The following is a 15,497-nucleotide window of genomic DNA, read 5'->3' as shown; positions in this document are numbered from 1 at the left end:
TTGTACCTTTTTTTATAACTTCTTATATGCTTCTTTAAATGCTTCAAACTCATCTTGTAAAATCAAGATTTCCTTCTCAAAAAATCTAAAATCGCAGTGTTTGGCTTTTTCTTCAATAATTCTTGTTATCTCGTGTAAACGAGACGCCCCCAATGTTCCCGAATTACCTTTCAACGTATGAAGTTCGCTTTGAACTTGTTTGCAGTTGCTTGAATGAAAGCCTTCAATAGCAAGCTGAATTTGTTCGGTAGCTTCTTCTTCAAAACCTTCCAAAATAGAACTCACGAAGCTCATATCTCCGCCAACACTATTGGCAAGCTGTTTGATGATTTCTTGATCAAGCACAGGCAGTGAATCTAGTGAGATTTCAGCAGGAGTATTTACTTTTTCAATTGATTTATCATCTGTTACTGAGGTTATCTCAGCTTTCATTGAATCTGCCGTACTAATTGTTTTAATAGGATTCTTTTTGTGATTGTTTCCTCTTTCAACCCATTCCCTAACTTTTCTTACCAATATTTCAGCCCTGATAGGTTTAGGAACATAATCATTCATCCCATTGGCCATAAAACGGTCACGGTCTTCGCGCATGGCATAAGCAGTCATGGCAATAATCGGTGGCAGGTTATCTGATAATGCTCTTAATCGATGAGTGGTTTCTACACCATCCATTTCAGGCATCTGAATATCCATGAATATTACGTCAAAAGGTTTTTCTATTAATGATTTTTCTACCAAAGCAATGGCTTTTTTACCCGAATCGGCTGTAATTACTTCACACCCAGCTTTGCGCATGATTTCGCTTGCCACTTTTCGGTTTGTTGCATTATCATCTACTAGTAAAATATAAGGCGTGATATCACTAAAATGACCTACAACTTGGAATGCTACTTCGTCTTTTTTAGCCATCATTGGGCTAATATCCGTTTGCTTGATTTCGATGATAAACCAAAAGGTAGAACCTTTGCCCCAGTCTGAATAAACGCCTATTTCTCCTTTCATCAAACGACAAAGCTCTTTTGAAATGGCTAATCCTAAGCCTGTACCACCAAAAGATTTTTTAGTAGAATTATCCACTTGCTGAAACGCATTGAAAAGCATTTTCAGGTTTTCTTCTGTAATACCAATGCCAGAATCTTTTATCTCAACACGTATTCTATTAAACTTCCCTCTTTTTTGCACCAGATTTACCTTGATATTTACGGTTCCATTCTCGGTAAATTTCAAAGCATTAGAAGTAAGATTAGACAAAATCTGTAAAAGACGTGTTTCATCAGCAATCACAAACTCTGGCAAATTATCGCCAAATTCGCAGATAATTCTATTGCCTTTATTGGCTGCAATCTGTGAGAAAAGTGCTTGTAATCTATCAAAAACATCTTTGAAAACAATTGGTGCTTCATGCAAAGCCATTTTCCCTGCTTCAATTTTAGCTAAATCTAAAATATCATTTAGGATATGTAAGAGTGTTTCTGATGATTTTTTAATGGTTTGAACATAGTCTTTTTGCTCTATATCTAGTGCGGTATCGTTCAATAAGTCTATCATCCCGATTACACCATTCATAGGTGTTCTAATCTCGTGGCTCATATTGGCCAAAAACCGCTCTTTTACTTTTAACGAACGTTCCGCTTCATCTTTTGCCTTAACAATGTCTTGTTGGTATTTCTTTAAATCGGTTATATCTCGCCCTATCCCCGATACCTCCTCAATCATACCATTATTCAGGAAAATTGGATTGAGGTAAATTTCTATCCAATTGGGGTTACCATCTTCCGAATCCAACTTTACTTCAAAATGCTGTTGTTCTCCTCTAAATGCGGCTTTATATTTTTCTTCTAATACCCTCCTATCTGTCGCTGAAACCATTCTGAAACCAACTTTCTCGGTACTCAACATCAATTGTGGCTTTAGATTTAATTGGTTTTCTATCAATTGAGAATATTCTTTATTGAAAGACGTTAACAACATCTTGCGATTCACCGACCACATTAAGTGCGAACTACCTTCAATAATAGCGTTCAATCTGGCTGTTTCACGCGCCAAAATATCTTCTGCTTGTTTACGAGCAATAGCTAAGGCTACCTGACCAGAGATAAAATCTAGTAACTCCAAATCTTTTTGTTCGTACTTGTTCTGACGCTCATAAGATTTTAAGCCAATGATTCCCGTTACTTTATTGCCTATTCTCAGAGGCACGCAAATCATCACTTTGGGTACTACGCCATATAAATAAATTGTTTTGTCTTCAGCCAACTTAAAAATGTCATCATCCCTCAATATCAATGGTCTATTAGCTGCAATGGCATATTCTGTTAATCCATTCCCTAATTTTCGTTTGGTAAAATTCACTCGATTATCAAAATATTCATCGACATAATAAGGGAAATACAAGAAAGATTTTGCAGAATCGTATTGAGCGATAAAGAAGTTTTTTACGTCAATTACCTCTCCTAACTCTTTATGAATATTGACATATAAATCATCCAAATTGGTAGAACGAATCGTTGCCTGTGCAATACTTGCATATAGCTTTGATGCTCGCTCAGCCCTTACTTTAGCCGTTGAATTATGAAAAATACAGCGAAAAGCAGTAGGTACGTCTTTCTCAAAACGACAGTTAACCGAACCTGCTAAATAAAGTCGGCGACCATCTTTTCTTCTAAAAACTACCTCAAAATCAGGGATATTGACACCATTTTTCACCTTCTCAAATTTCTCAAGGGCATCTTTGGCAAAATCTGGATGAAGAATATCTTTTAGCCTTAAAGCAGCTAATTCGTTCGACTCATAGCCCATGGTTTCTAACCATGACTTATTTACATACAAAAATCGCCCTGAAATACTCGTGATTTGAATTACGTCGGTAGTATTCGTAATTAAATCCTGCAATTGAGCATTCGAACGTGCTAAGGCTTCGGCTACTTTTCTGCGTTCGGTAACATCTTCACCTATAATTGTTAAATATCTTGTATCATCGCCCGCATCATTGAAAATGGTAGAATTCAGTTCAACGTATTTTACTTGCCCACTCTTTGCAAGCATCGTTCTTTCTTTTTGGTCAAACAATCCTCCTTTTTCCATGGCATCTTGAAAAGAGGTTATCCTTTGCACCTTCTCTTCACTTGGTACCAATACATCAAAAAAGTTTTTTCCAATCAATTCATCTGGCTGATACCCTAACATCCTCATTGAAAAGGCATTACAGTATAATATCGTACCGTTATCCTCCAGCACCATCCCTACTAAATTAAGATTCTCTACAGCCTTTTCTAATTCAGCAGCCATTGAGGGCGGCATTTCGCCTGCTCTTTCATTGGCTTCTAATACTCTTAATTCTTTTTTGAGGTGACGAATTTCTATGATTAATTCTTCTTTTGTTTTATGAGACCAACGCATAGCTTTTGTTCTTGGTTATTTTCCTTTTCGATTTTAACGAAATTTTATCTTAAAAGTACAAAAAACGGCGTAATTTTAAGGAATAAAAGCAATTCATTAGTCTTTTTGACATTGAAGCTGTTTAAACTTTCCCTTTCGGGTTAAACTAAGTCTTTTAGAATAGCTTGTTCCAAAATTTACTCGACGTAGCGATGCTATGCTTCGCAAATTTTGAAAAAATCAATTCAAAAATACAATACTTTCACCTTAGAAACGGAAAGTTTAAACAGCTTCATTATTTAACATCCAAAAACCAACGACAGAATCATTGAAAGACGTAAGAGCTAAAAAAAGTCTAGGACAACATTTTCTAAGAGATTTAGAGGCAGCAAGAAAAATTGTAGAGCTGATGTCACTTCATGGGGGCTACGACCAAGTGATGGAAATTGGACCAGGAATGGGCGTACTTACTCAATTTTTATTACAACATACAGAATATCAAACTTCGGTAGTTGAACTAGACCGTGAGTCGGTCGAATACCTCAATATACATTATCCACAATTGAAGGGAAGAATCCATTCAGCCGATTTTTTACATCAGGATTTATCGACCTTCTTCAATGGTCAAAAATTCGGCATTGTGGGCAATTTTCCATATAATATTTCTTCACAGATTTTATTTAAAGTCCTCGACTATAAAGATTATGTACCAGAAATCGCTGGTATGTTTCAGAAAGAAGTAGCTGTAAGGATTGCTTCAAAGCCTGGCAATAAAGATTATGGTATTTTGAGTGTCCTCTTACAGGCATTTTATGATATTGAATACTGCTTTTCGTTGGGACCTGAAGTATTTTCACCACCCCCAAAAGTAAATTCTGGCGTAATTCGACTAAAAAGAAATAATGTATCGGATTTGGGCGTATCCGAAAGTAAATTTAAGGCTATTGTAAAAATGGGGTTTAATCAGCGTCGTAAAACACTAAGAAATGCCTTGAGAGCCTTACAATTACCTGAAAATCCGTTTTTAAATAAACGTGCAGAGCAATTATCTGTAGCCGATTTTCTTGAACTAACTCGGCTAGCCGAAGATAATGCTCCGATTATTGAGTAAAATCCTCTAACTATTTAGTCCATCCACATAATTGCTGGGGCTACAAAATCATGGAATCGACAAATCAACAACCTTTTGAACTTACTCCCTTTGAACTCACAAAGGAATACTTAGAAAAAATACAGACTGCCATATCAGTGCAAGAAAATGAGTTAATCATCGCTGAAATGGGAGAGTTATATCCAGCAGATATAACGAATATTTTGTATGAGTTGAACGGTGAAGAGTCTCATTATTTAGTAAAGTTATTAGACAAAAAATTAGGTGCTGAAATCATCACTAATCTTGATGCTGATGATCGCAAGAAATTCCTCAAGAATTTTACAGCAAAGGAAATTGCGGAATACATTGACGTGTTGGATTCAGATGACGCCGTTGATATTCTGAACGAACAACCTAAAGATATTTCTGAAGATATTATCGGTTTGTTGAAAGACAGAGAGCAAGCTCGTTTTGTGAACGATTTGATGCACTATGACGAAGATTCAGCGGGTGGTTTGATGCAAAAAGAGTTAATCAAAATCAACATAAAGCAGTCTATCACTGAATGTATTGAAGAAATAAGAAGACAAGCCGAGGATGTAGAAAACGTATCTGCCGTCTATGTGGTTGATGATGAAAGTATTCTATTAGGCAGAGTATCTTTAAAAAGAATAATTCTTGCTAAAAGAGGAGCCAAAGTATCGGATATATATGATGAAGATATTGTTTCTGTAAAAACCACGGCTAAAGGCGAAGAGGTTGCCGATGTAATGCAGAAATACGATTTGGATGCTGTGCCAGTGGTAAATATTCAAGGACGTTTGTTAGGAAGAATTACCATTGATGACGTGGTCGATTTTATTACGGAGTCTGCTCAAGAGGATGTTCAAGCGATGACTGGTATCTCGGAAGACGTAGAAGAAGACGATAGCGTTTGGCGTTTGGTTCGTTCACGTTTGCCATGGTTGCTTGGGGGAATGGTTGGGAGTTTCTTTGCAGCAAGATTAATTCATAATTTTGAAGATTTATTATCAAAAATTCCAGCAGTAGCTTTTTTCATTCCGTTAATTGGCTCAACAGGTGGAAATGTAGGTGTTCAATCGTCTTCAATCATTGTACAAAGTTTGGCTGATAAATCTGGTATAGATGTCTCTCTTGGCGAACGACTCTTGAAGGTATTAAAAGTAGCTTTTTTCAATGCTATCATTGCTGGTATTTTTGCGTTCTTTGGTTCCCTAATTGTTGATAGTGTTAATGTTCAGTTATCTATAACGGTATCGCTCTCTATATTTTCTGTGGTATTGTTAGCTTCATTCATGGGTACTATAACCCCATTAGTTTTAAATAAATTCAACATTAATCCTGCTATAGCCTCGGGGCCTTTTATTACCACAACAAACGATTTACTGGGCTATGGTGTATATTTATTGATTGTATATATATTGATGTAGATTATGATTGCAGTTATACAAAGAGTTGCTGAGGCTTCGGTAAAAATAGAGGGGAATATAAAAGGGAGTATCCAAACTGGCTTTTTGATATTATTAGGGATTACTCATGCAGATACTTTGGAAGACGTAGAATGGCTTTCTAAGAAAATTGTTGGCATGAGAATTTTCTCTGATGAAGAAGGGAAAATGAATCTTGACCTCAATACTATAAATGGTGATATTTTACTCATTAGTCAATTTACATTACACGCTAGTACTAAAAAGGGCAACAGACCGAGTTTTATAGAGGCTGCTCGCCCAGAAGTTGCTATCCCTTTGTACGAACAAATGATACAACAATTATCCAAAGATTTGGGTAAGAATATACAAACAGGCGAATTTGGGGCAGATATGAAAGTATCACTTATCAATGATGGTCCTGTTACAATTGTGATAGATTCCAAGCATAAAATTTAGTCTTTTTAAAATGATACGCAATACTATTGTAACGATTGCTGCCACTTTGGTGATTATAGCAGTAAACCTGAATGCTGATGTAGTACATTGGCCTCTTTTTGTTATCCTACTTTCGGCTTTAGTAATTGGTTACTTAGAACCCAAAAAAGGTTGGATTTCGGCGATTCAATTAATAGTCGGAATTTTTGCTGGTTTTTATCTTGCTCAGTTTTTAGGAATAGAAGCAAAGTTTCCTAATATCAATCAATTCTCTACTTATATTTCACCACTTCCTTGTTTGTTTGGTGGTTTTATGGGTAGTTTTTTCAGTAAAACACTGCATCAAAAATGACTATCGAAGAAGCACAAAGCACGGTTGATAATTGGATAAAAACCATTGGCGTTCGTTATTTCAATGAACTGACCAATATGGCAATGCTTACCGAAGAGGTAGGCGAAGTAGCAAGAATAATTGCTCGAAGATATGGAGAACAGTCTGAAAAGGAATCAGACAAAGCTAAAGATTTAGGGGATGAAATGGCAGATGTATTGTTCGTGTTGATATGCCTTGCGAATCAAACAGGTATCAATTTGACAGAAGCTTTACAAAAAAACCTAGACAAGAAAACAAACCGTGATGCTACTAGGCATTTGGAGAATGAGAAGCTTAAATAGGGACTAAAGGGTTTGAGGACTATAGGACTTAAAGAATTGAAAACTAAGAGATTTTTAGACCAAAGGATTTTGGAATAAAAGGTTGAAGGGCTTGAAGTTCTCAGCCTCCAAACAAAAACGGTAACCGCAAGGGTTATACCGCTACATTTATCAATATTCTATTAATTTTCATCTAAAATCTTCTTCTTCAAGTCCTTTAGTCTTAAAATCCTTTAGTCCATAAAAAGCTACTTCTTCATCTGCTTAGCTTCTACTTCTTTTACCATTTTTTGTCCTTGGTCTTTTGTGATTGCTGGTTTAATAAAAACAGAAATTTGGTCAACAGAAGGGTTCAACTTGGTGATAGACGAATGTAAAACATCAAATTCCATCTCGCCTGAAATAGCATTAAATTCTTGCGGTGTCAATCCTCCATTATCATCTGAAAAATCATTAAAGCGAACATTGATATTTTTACCAGCGAGCTTTCCTCCTTCCCAACTTACTACGCTTCCTCCTAAATCCCATCCAAAGCCAGTAATTGTAAACGTTTTGCCATTTAACTGTACAATTTCAGCTAGTTTCATGCCTAAATGAATATCATTTTTCGAGCTCCAAGGCGAGCTAAAATCTGTTTTCTCATCTTTGGTATAACGCACTCGTATCATTACATCCTGAATCTGCTGATATTCCTTGCCGTCTTTCCAATAAACTTCTACTTCTTTTTCAGTATCAGGATAAAGCTTTGTTATTTTAAACTGTCCTTCGCCAGTTTCTACGATTACGTCTTTCTTGACATTCTCTGCCCCATACTTTTTAGTAAGTCCCTCAAAATTCATACAAGCTAAAATATCCTCTAAATATAATTCTTGAATGGTATCTGGTCTTGCAATAATTTTTGAATGTCGCTTAGCATTTGTACTCGAATCTATCTTACTATCCTCGTTTTTCTTTTGGCTACAGCCATTCAGACACACCACTGAAATAAAAATTATTGAAATTCTCACTAAAGTAAAAAAACTTACAAACGGTTTTTCCATGATTATTATTGGTTTATTTCCCAAAGCTAATAAAAAAGGCTTGGAGGGACAACCCTCCAAGCCTTTGATTTTTATCATTTATTCTTAGATTAAGAATGAATTGCACGGTTTTCAGTAGCGGCTAAACAAGCTTCTTTCATCGCCTCAGTATAAGTTGGGTGTGAATGAGACATTCTCGCTACGTCTTCTGCACTAGCACGATATTCCATGGCTACTACTGCCTCGGCAATCATATCTGCTGCTCTTGCACCAATGATGTGTACGCCTAATATTTCGTCAGTAGCTTTGTCAGCTAATACTTTCACTAAGCCGTCAGTATCACCAGATGCCGTAGCACGACCTAACGCTTTGAATGGGAATGAACCCACTTTATAAGCCTTTCCAGCCGTTTTCAATTCTTCTTCAGTTTTACCTACAGAAGCTACTTCTGGCCAAGTATAAACTACGCCTGGAATCAAATTATAGTTGATGTGTGGTTTTTGTCCTGCAATAGTCTCTGCTACAAAAACACCTTCTTCTTCCGCTTTGTGTGCCAACATTGCTCCACGAATCACATCACCAATCGCATAGATTCCTGGTACTTTTGTTTGCAAAGTATGCTCATCAACTTCAATCTTACCACGCTCAGTTGTTAAACCTGCTGCTTCAAGATTCAAGCCATCTGTATATGGACGGCGACCGATACAAACCAACACATAGTCGCCTGTAATTTGTACGTCTTCGTCTTTACTATTTTTAGCTGTTACCGTTACATCGTCTCCATTGTTTACAACACTCGTAACTTTATGAGAGAAATAATACTCAGCACCTAATTTCTTAATCGATTTTTGTAATTCTTTACCCATCGTTTTATCCATCGTAGGAATCATCGAATCAGCAAATTCAACAAAACTTACTTTAGCACCCAAGCGAGCATACACAGAACCTAACTCTGCACCAATTACCCCAGCACCAATTACTACAAGATGTTTTGGAACTTCTTGTAAGTTCAAGGCTTCTGTTGAAGTAATTACTCTCTTTTTATCAATAGGAATAAAAGGCAATGCCGTTGGTTTAGAACCCGTAGCAATGATAATATTTTTACCCGTAATCTGTTCAGAAGTACCGTCAGCCTTAGCAACATTAATAGTATTTTTATCAATGAATGAACCTAAGCCATTATGAACAGTAATCTTGTTTTTCTTCATCAAGAAATTAATCCCGTCGTTCATTTTCTTTACAACCCCTGCCTTACGGTTAATCATTTGCTCGATATTAATTTTCGGAGCAGAGATTTCGATACCGTGGTCAGCAAAAGTATGAGCAGCATTATGAAAATGCTCAGAAGAATCTAAAAGAGCTTTTGAAGGAATACAACCTACATTAAGGCAAGTACCTCCCAAAACTGAATATTTCTCAATGATGGCAGTTTTGTTGCCTAATTGTGCGGCACGGATTGCAGCTACATAGCCACCCGGCCCAGAACCGATTACTATTACGTCGTATTGCATATTATTAGCTTTTGGCATTCAGTGGTTAACTGACGACCATCAAGTTATAAGTTGATTTACTTTATTATAAAATGGGGACTCTTATTTTTCTTTCATAAAAAGATAGCTAAAAACTCCTTATTTTCTAAGGAATTTTTAGCTATCCGTTCTGATTGCCGATTGCTGAAAGCCATCAGCCTTTTATTTATACATCTAACAATAGACGTGTTGGGTCTTCAAGAAGCTGTTTTACTCTTACTAAGAATGAAACTGATTCTCTACCGTCGATAATTCTGTGGTCATAAGAAAGGGCAATGTACATAATCGGACGAACTACAATCTGTCCACCCACTACAACGGCACGTTCTACGATATTGTGCATCCCTAAAATAGCTGATTGAGGAGCATTGATAATTGGCGTTGATAACATCGAACCAAATACACCACCATTAGTGATAGTAAACGTTCCACCAGTCATTTCTGGTAAAGTCAATTTATTATCTCTTGCTTTTAGCGCTAGGCGAATTACTTCTGATTCAATACCTGCTAAAGATAGTTGCTCAGCATTTCTGATAACTGGCACCACTAAACCTTTTGGTGCAGAAACTGCAATTGAAATATCACAAAAATCATGGTAAACAATTGAATCGCCATCAATTGAAGCATTCACTGCTGGAAATTCTTTTAAAGCTACACAAACGGCTTTGGTAAAGAATGACATAAAGCCTAAACCAACACCGTGTTTCTCTTTGAATTTGTCTTTGTATTTTCCACGAAGATCCATGATTGGTTTCATGTCTACTTCGTTGAAAGTAGTTAACATCGCAGTTTCGTTTTTCACTTGAACCAAACGACGAGCCACTGTCTTACGCAAAGAAGTCATTTTCTCCGTTCTTTCTCCTCTACCTGATGTTGATGGAGCTGCCACTGGAGCTGGCTCAGCTGCTTTAGCAGGAGCTGGCGTTGGCGCAGCTACTGGTTTTTGTGCTGATTGTGCATCTTCTTTCGTAATACGACCACCTACACCAGAACCTTGAACATTTGCTGGGTCGATACCTTTTTCTGCTAATGCTTTAGCTGCCGCTGGCGAAGCATGACCTGCTGCATAGCTAGTAGTTGATGCACTTGAAGCTGGTGCTTCTGGAGCAGCAGGGGCTGCCGCTGGTGCAGAAGCCGCTACAGCCTGACCAGCACCTATAGTGATAGTGGCTACTATTCCACCGATTGGCAAGGTAGTACCTGCTTCGGCTACAATATGTAATGTTCCTGTTGCTTCAGCAGGAAGTTCAAAAGTTGCTTTATCTGATTCTAGTTCACATAATACTTCGTCCATGTTTACTGAATCTCCTTCTTTTTTGTTCCATGAAGAAACCGTTACTTCTGTAATTGATTCTCCGACAGAAGGAACTTTAATCTCAATCGTTTTTGGAGCTTCTGTACTAGCTGCTGGCGCTGCCGCTGGTGTAGCAGGTGCTTCAGTAGTTGGAGCAGGTGCGGCTGGAGTAGCAGCAGTTTGACCACCTACTGTTTCAATAATACATATAACAGCACCAATCGGTAAAGTATCACCTTCTTTAGCAACGATTTTCAAGACGCCTTCAGCTTCGGCTGGGAGTTCAAAAGTGGCTTTGTCTGATTCTAGTTCACACAAAACTTCATCCATTTTAACAGTATCTCCGTCTTTTTTATTCCAAGCGGCGATAGTTACCTCTGTTATTGACTCGCCTACTGGCGGTACTTTCATTTCAATTGCCATATTCTGAATTTATAATTTAGAATTTAGATTTTAGAATTGATGATATCTCTAAAAACCAAAACTATATGATTAAAATACTTAGTTACTATAATTTAAGTTGATTGATGAATTACAAGCGTTGTCTCTAAAACTTGTTTAATCTAAAACACTGGTAACCCTATGAATTAATAAAAGTTGGTTACCCATTCAAGCATGAGTAACCAACAAATTTATTTTTACGCGAATGCTCTTTCTATTAGTGCAGCTTGTTCTTCATTATGAACTTTTAAGAAACCTGTTGCAGGCGAAGCTGATTTTTTACGTGCTACTAATCCTTCAAATGGTTTCCAGCCAAATTCACGAATGACGAATGACCAATATCCCATGTTTTCTGGTTCTTCTTGTACCCAGTACACTTTTGCTTTAGGATATTTATCTATCTCTGCCTGAACTTTTCCAATAGGGAATGGCTGTAGTTGCTCTACACGAATGATGGCTACATCAGTACGGTTATCTTTAGCTTGTTTGTCTAACAAATCAAAATAAACTTTACCGCTACAAAGCAATACTTTCTTCACTTTTTTTGCTTCTACAAAAGTATCTCCATAAACTTCTTCAAATTTTCCATCTGTAAAATCACTGATTGGTGAAACTACTTTTGGATGACGGAACAATGATTTTGGAGACATCATCACTAATGGCTTACGGAATTCCCAAGCTAATTGACGACGCAAAGCATGGAAAAGGTTAGCTGGCGTAGTAAGGTTTGTTACTACTATATTCTCTTCGGCTGCTAATTGTAAATACCTTTCTGGACGAGCATTTGAGTGCTCAGGCCCTTGACCTTCATAACCGTGTGGTAACTGCATGACCAAACCATTCATTGTTCCCCATTTAGACTCACAAGAAGCAATAAATTGGTCAATCATTGTTTGGGCGCCGTTTGAGAAATCACCAAACTGTGCTTCCCAAATAACCAATGTATCAGCGTTTGCTAAAGCATAACCAAACTCAAAACCCAATACTGCATATTCTGATAATAATGAGTTGAAGATTTGTAATTGCTCTTGTCCTTCTTCAATATAATTTAAAGAAGTATATGATTCGTTCGTATTGGCATCATGTAAAACAGCATGACGGTGCGAGAACGTTCCGCGCTGTACATCTTGTCCTGATACTCTTACGGGTTTGCCTTCCAACAATAATGAACCATAAGCCAACGCTTCAGCAGTTGCCCAGTTCAATAAACCATTTTCAAAGAATCCTTTTCTATCTGATAATACTTTTTCAATTTGCTTTAAGGCAGTAAAACCAGCAGGCAATTTTGAAAGCGATGCAGCAATTTTATCGATAGCTTCTTTTGAAATACTTGTTTTCGGAGAATTATCAAAATCTGCTAGATTAGCATAACGCAATTCAGCCCAACGGTTATCCAATTTTAAAGGATGGTATTCAGGACGAATTTTTTGTTTTACTAAATCCAAACGAGCTTGTAATTCACTCTTGAACTCAGAATCCATCTCTGAAGCCAATTTTGCATCGATATCACCCCTAGTAATCAATTTCTGAGTATATAACTCTCTTGGATTTAAGTGATTCGTAATATTTGCATAAAGCGTTGGCTGCGTAAAGCGAGGTTCGTCAGATTCGTTGTGACCATTTCTACGGTAACAAACCATATCAATAAACACATCACGGTTGAATTGCTGACGGAACTCGGCTGCCATTTTAGACACAAAAACTACTGCTTCAGGGTCATCACCATTTACGTGGAATACTGGCGCATCAATGATTTTTGCAACGTCTGTACAATAGATTGACGAACGAGCATCTTCAAAGTCAGTTGTAAACCCTACTTGGTTATTAATCACAAAGTGGATAGTTCCACCTACTTCGTAACCTTTTAGTTTTGCCATTTGTGTTACTTCATAAACAATACCTTGACCAGCTACGGCGGCATCACCATGAATCAAAATTGGCAAAATTTTATCGTAATCTCCTTCGTAGTGAGCATCCGCTCTAGCACGACAAAAACCTTCTACCAAAGGATTTACAGCCTCAAGGTGTGAAGGGTTAGGTGCTAATTTCAACGAAATTTCAACACCCGACGGAGAAATATGTTTTGAAGAATATCCTAAGTGATATTTCACGTCACCATCGCCATGAATTTGGTCAGGAAGATTACCTTCAAAACCATCAAAAATAGCATCGTAAGACTTGTGCATGATGTTGGCAAGCACATTCAAACGACCACGGTGTGCCATACCTATCATGGCTTCTTTCACGCCTAATTCTGCTGAACGGTTGATGATAGCATCCAATGCAGGAATCGTACTTTCACCACCTTCCAAACCAAAACGTTTTTGACCTAAGTATTTGGTTCCCAGGAAGTTCTCGAAAACTACTGCTTCGTTCAGTTTTGTTAAGATTTGTTTCTTTTCATCAATAGAAGGATTGAACGATAAGGCTTCTCTTTCGATTTTAGCACGTAACCATTCTTTCACTTCTGGCTCACGGATATATGCATATTCAAAACCGATAGAGCCTGCATAAATCTTATTAAGCGATTCTAGTATCTTACGTAAAGAAACAGCACCAATGCCTAAGAAATTTCCAGCTTGAAAATTAGTATCTAAATCAGCTTCTGAAAGAGAATAATCTTTCAAATCTAAACGGGGCTGACGGTTTTTTCGATTACGAATCGGATTGGTTTTTGCTAGAAGGTGTCCACGAGAACGAAAGGCTTTAATTAAACTAATTACAGCCATTTCTTTCTGAACGTTTGAAGTATCAGGCGAAGAAATGCCTTCACTTTTTATACCATTGGACACTCCTTCAGAGTCACTCCAATTTGCGTGAAAATCAAAACCTTTGAAAAAGTTTTGCCAACTTGTATCTACCGAATTAGGGTCTTTTGAATATGACTCATAAAGGTCAGAAATCGCTGCCGTATCAGCATTGGCAATGTATGAAAATTGATCCATTATAATGTGACGTAACCAGAATTGGGACTATCGTTATTTGTTTCTTTTTTGTTCTTATTCTATTCTAACGGCAAAGTTAAGCTAAGCTTTCAAATTAAAACATAAAAATTATTTGTTTTTTATTGAAAGAATGCCAAATTTATATAGCACAGCTTTTAATGATTCTAAAAGGGTACGTTTCTTTACAAAGTACAATAATAACTTCAAAAATTAATTATTTTATACTATTGGTTCAGCTTTTTTAGGTTTTCGATATATTCCAGTGCTTTTACAGATAATAAACGTTCGTTTAGATAGTAAGATTATCTCAGAAATATCTAAAAACACCCGATTTTCCATTGCCTGAATCAAATTCATAGCGTAACATTATCTGATGAAAGCCTTCTTTAGCTCCGACTGCCCCATTTGAATTGCCCGTAAAGTCATAAGCATATCCAAGCTGAATTTTACTGAATTGAATTTGTAAAGAGCCTAAAAAGGCATTATTTGAAAATTCAGACCCTGTATTTTGATACCACACTCCTAATCCAAAACGCTTATTAATCCATGCTGTTGCATTAAGGTCAACGTCTGTTCGGGTAGTATAGTTGTTTGAAAGCCTTCTAACTAGTACCCCCGTCTTCAACTGAAGGTCATCATCAATATCAAAAACATATCCTGCTGTAATAAACGAAGGTTGGTTGAATTCATTTTTATTGGCATTCAAATTCAATAAAGAAATACCTGCGTAATAATCATCATTATGGTAATAAATTCCCAAGCCAACACTTGAATTAAATCCTGTGGTACCAATACCTCCACCGCTTGATGAGATATAAGCGGGTACTTGCGTAACACCAGCCTGTACGCCTAATGCTAATTTGCCGTCATTGGGTAAGGTAAAACGATAGGCGAAGTCTCCGTATAATCCTAAGTTTCCTATAATACCGCCTGTATTGTTACCAATCAATTGATCAGCACTGTATGCTTGAAAACCTATCGCCATTTTATCTTGAGCAATGGGCATATCAAAATTGAAATACTGTTGATTAGTAGCAGCCGCACCCACTGTACTAAATAACGGGCGACGGCGATACAGTACTGCCATACTTACTACCTCTCGACTGCCCGCATAAGCTGGATTTACATTCAGCGGCATAAACGGATAGGTAATATATAATTGTTCTTGTTGAGCAAAACTCACAAAAGAGCATAACAATGAACCAAGGAAAACAAGATTTAGTAATATACGATGGATGACGTTTTTCATAGATGAAAT

The 15,497-nt window shown here is 37.1% G+C and carries 11 protein-coding genes; 5 read left to right on the top strand and 6 right to left on the bottom strand.

The annotated features are described in order from the left end of the window. Positions 1–12: 12 nt before the first annotated feature. Positions 13–3,399 (bottom strand): PAS domain S-box protein, encoded by a 3,387-nt coding sequence (locus VB264_RS10790; RefSeq protein ID WP_323249234.1) that lies wholly within the window; start codon positions 3,397–3,399, stop codon positions 13–15. Between the two features lie 307 nt (positions 3,400–3,706). On the opposite strand from VB264_RS10790, the gene rsmA reads away from it, so the two are divergent. The 5 genes from rsmA to VB264_RS10765 are packed head-to-tail and all read left to right on the top strand — an operon-like array spanning position 3,707 to position 7,032. Next, positions 3,707–4,489, top strand: coding sequence for a 16S rRNA (adenine(1518)-N(6)/adenine(1519)-N(6))-dimethyltransferase RsmA (gene rsmA, locus VB264_RS10785; RefSeq protein ID WP_309912217.1), 783 nt, complete (start codon positions 3,707–3,709; stop codon positions 4,487–4,489). 50 nt (positions 4,490–4,539) lie between these two features. After that, positions 4,540–5,922, top strand: coding sequence for a magnesium transporter (gene mgtE / locus VB264_RS10780; protein ID WP_323249232.1), 1,383 nt, complete (start codon positions 4,540–4,542; stop codon positions 5,920–5,922). A 3-nt stretch (positions 5,923–5,925) separates the two neighbouring features. Continuing rightward, the gene (gene dtd / locus VB264_RS10775; protein WP_309912221.1) at positions 5,926–6,378 is read left to right on the top strand and encodes a D-aminoacyl-tRNA deacylase; all 453 of its coding nucleotides are present in this window, start codon (positions 5,926–5,928) and stop codon (positions 6,376–6,378) included. 10 nt (positions 6,379–6,388) lie between these two features. Then, positions 6,389–6,709, top strand: coding sequence for a hypothetical protein (locus VB264_RS10770; protein WP_309912222.1), 321 nt, complete (start codon positions 6,389–6,391; stop codon positions 6,707–6,709). Beyond that, positions 6,706–7,032 (top strand): nucleotide pyrophosphohydrolase, encoded by a 327-nt coding sequence (locus VB264_RS10765; RefSeq protein ID WP_323249230.1) that lies wholly within the window; start codon positions 6,706–6,708, stop codon positions 7,030–7,032. The genes VB264_RS10770 and VB264_RS10765 overlap by 4 nt, the downstream gene beginning before the upstream one ends. Positions 7,033–7,259: 227 nt before the next feature. Here the strand turns inward: VB264_RS10765 and VB264_RS10760 are convergent, their stop codons facing one another. From VB264_RS10760 to VB264_RS10740, 5 genes are all read right to left on the bottom strand, one after another. Beyond that, entirely contained in the window at positions 7,260–8,051 is a 792-nt protein-coding gene (locus VB264_RS10760; protein WP_323249229.1) for a hypothetical protein, read from the bottom strand. Positions 8,052–8,140: 89 nt separating this feature from the next. Further along, the gene (lpdA, locus tag VB264_RS10755) at positions 8,141–9,541 is read right to left on the bottom strand and encodes a dihydrolipoyl dehydrogenase (RefSeq protein ID WP_323249227.1); all 1,401 of its coding nucleotides are present in this window, start codon (positions 9,539–9,541) and stop codon (positions 8,141–8,143) included. 184 nt (positions 9,542–9,725) lie between these two features. Further along, positions 9,726–11,276, bottom strand: coding sequence for a 2-oxoglutarate dehydrogenase complex dihydrolipoyllysine-residue succinyltransferase (gene odhB, locus VB264_RS10750; RefSeq protein ID WP_323249225.1), 1,551 nt, complete (start codon positions 11,274–11,276; stop codon positions 9,726–9,728). 215 nt (positions 11,277–11,491) lie between these two features. Next, entirely contained in the window at positions 11,492–14,239 is a 2,748-nt protein-coding gene (locus tag VB264_RS10745; RefSeq protein ID WP_323249224.1) for a 2-oxoglutarate dehydrogenase E1 component, read from the bottom strand. A 307-nt stretch (positions 14,240–14,546) separates the two neighbouring features. Next, entirely contained in the window at positions 14,547–15,488 is a 942-nt protein-coding gene (locus tag VB264_RS10740) for a PorP/SprF family type IX secretion system membrane protein (RefSeq protein ID WP_323249222.1), read from the bottom strand. Between the last annotated feature and the right edge of the window lie 9 nt (positions 15,489–15,497).

This window comes from Arcicella aquatica, assembly GCF_034928825.1.
Classification (GTDB): domain Bacteria; phylum Bacteroidota; class Bacteroidia; order Cytophagales; family Spirosomataceae; genus Arcicella; species Arcicella aquatica.
Note: the sequence above shows the minus strand (reverse complement) of the source record. Positions and strands in the feature narration are given on the sequence as shown.

Bases quoted from the DNA above. Each gene is read 5' to 3' on its own strand.
- VB264_RS10790 (WP_323249234.1), bottom strand. From the start codon at position 3,399: ATGCGTTGGTCTCATAAAACAAAAGAAGAATTAATCATAGAAATTCGT.
- mgtE (WP_323249232.1), top strand. From the start codon at position 4,540: ATGGAATCGACAAATCAACAACCTTTTGAACTTACTCCCTTTGAACTC.
- dtd (WP_309912221.1), top strand. From the start codon at position 5,926: ATGATTGCAGTTATACAAAGAGTTGCTGAGGCTTCGGTAAAAATAGAG.
- VB264_RS10770 (WP_309912222.1), top strand. From the start codon at position 6,389: ATGATACGCAATACTATTGTAACGATTGCTGCCACTTTGGTGATTATA.
- VB264_RS10765 (WP_323249230.1), top strand. From the start codon at position 6,706: ATGACTATCGAAGAAGCACAAAGCACGGTTGATAATTGGATAAAAACC.
- VB264_RS10760 (WP_323249229.1), bottom strand. From the start codon at position 8,051: ATGGAAAAACCGTTTGTAAGTTTTTTTACTTTAGTGAGAATTTCAATA.
- lpdA (WP_323249227.1), bottom strand. From the start codon at position 9,541: ATGCAATACGACGTAATAGTAATCGGTTCTGGGCCGGGTGGCTATGTA.
- odhB (WP_323249225.1), bottom strand. From the start codon at position 11,276: ATGGCAATTGAAATGAAAGTACCGCCAGTAGGCGAGTCAATAACAGAG.
- VB264_RS10745 (WP_323249224.1), bottom strand. From the start codon at position 14,239: ATGGATCAATTTTCATACATTGCCAATGCTGATACGGCAGCGATTTCT.
- VB264_RS10740 (WP_323249222.1), bottom strand. From the start codon at position 15,488: ATGAAAAACGTCATCCATCGTATATTACTAAATCTTGTTTTCCTTGGT.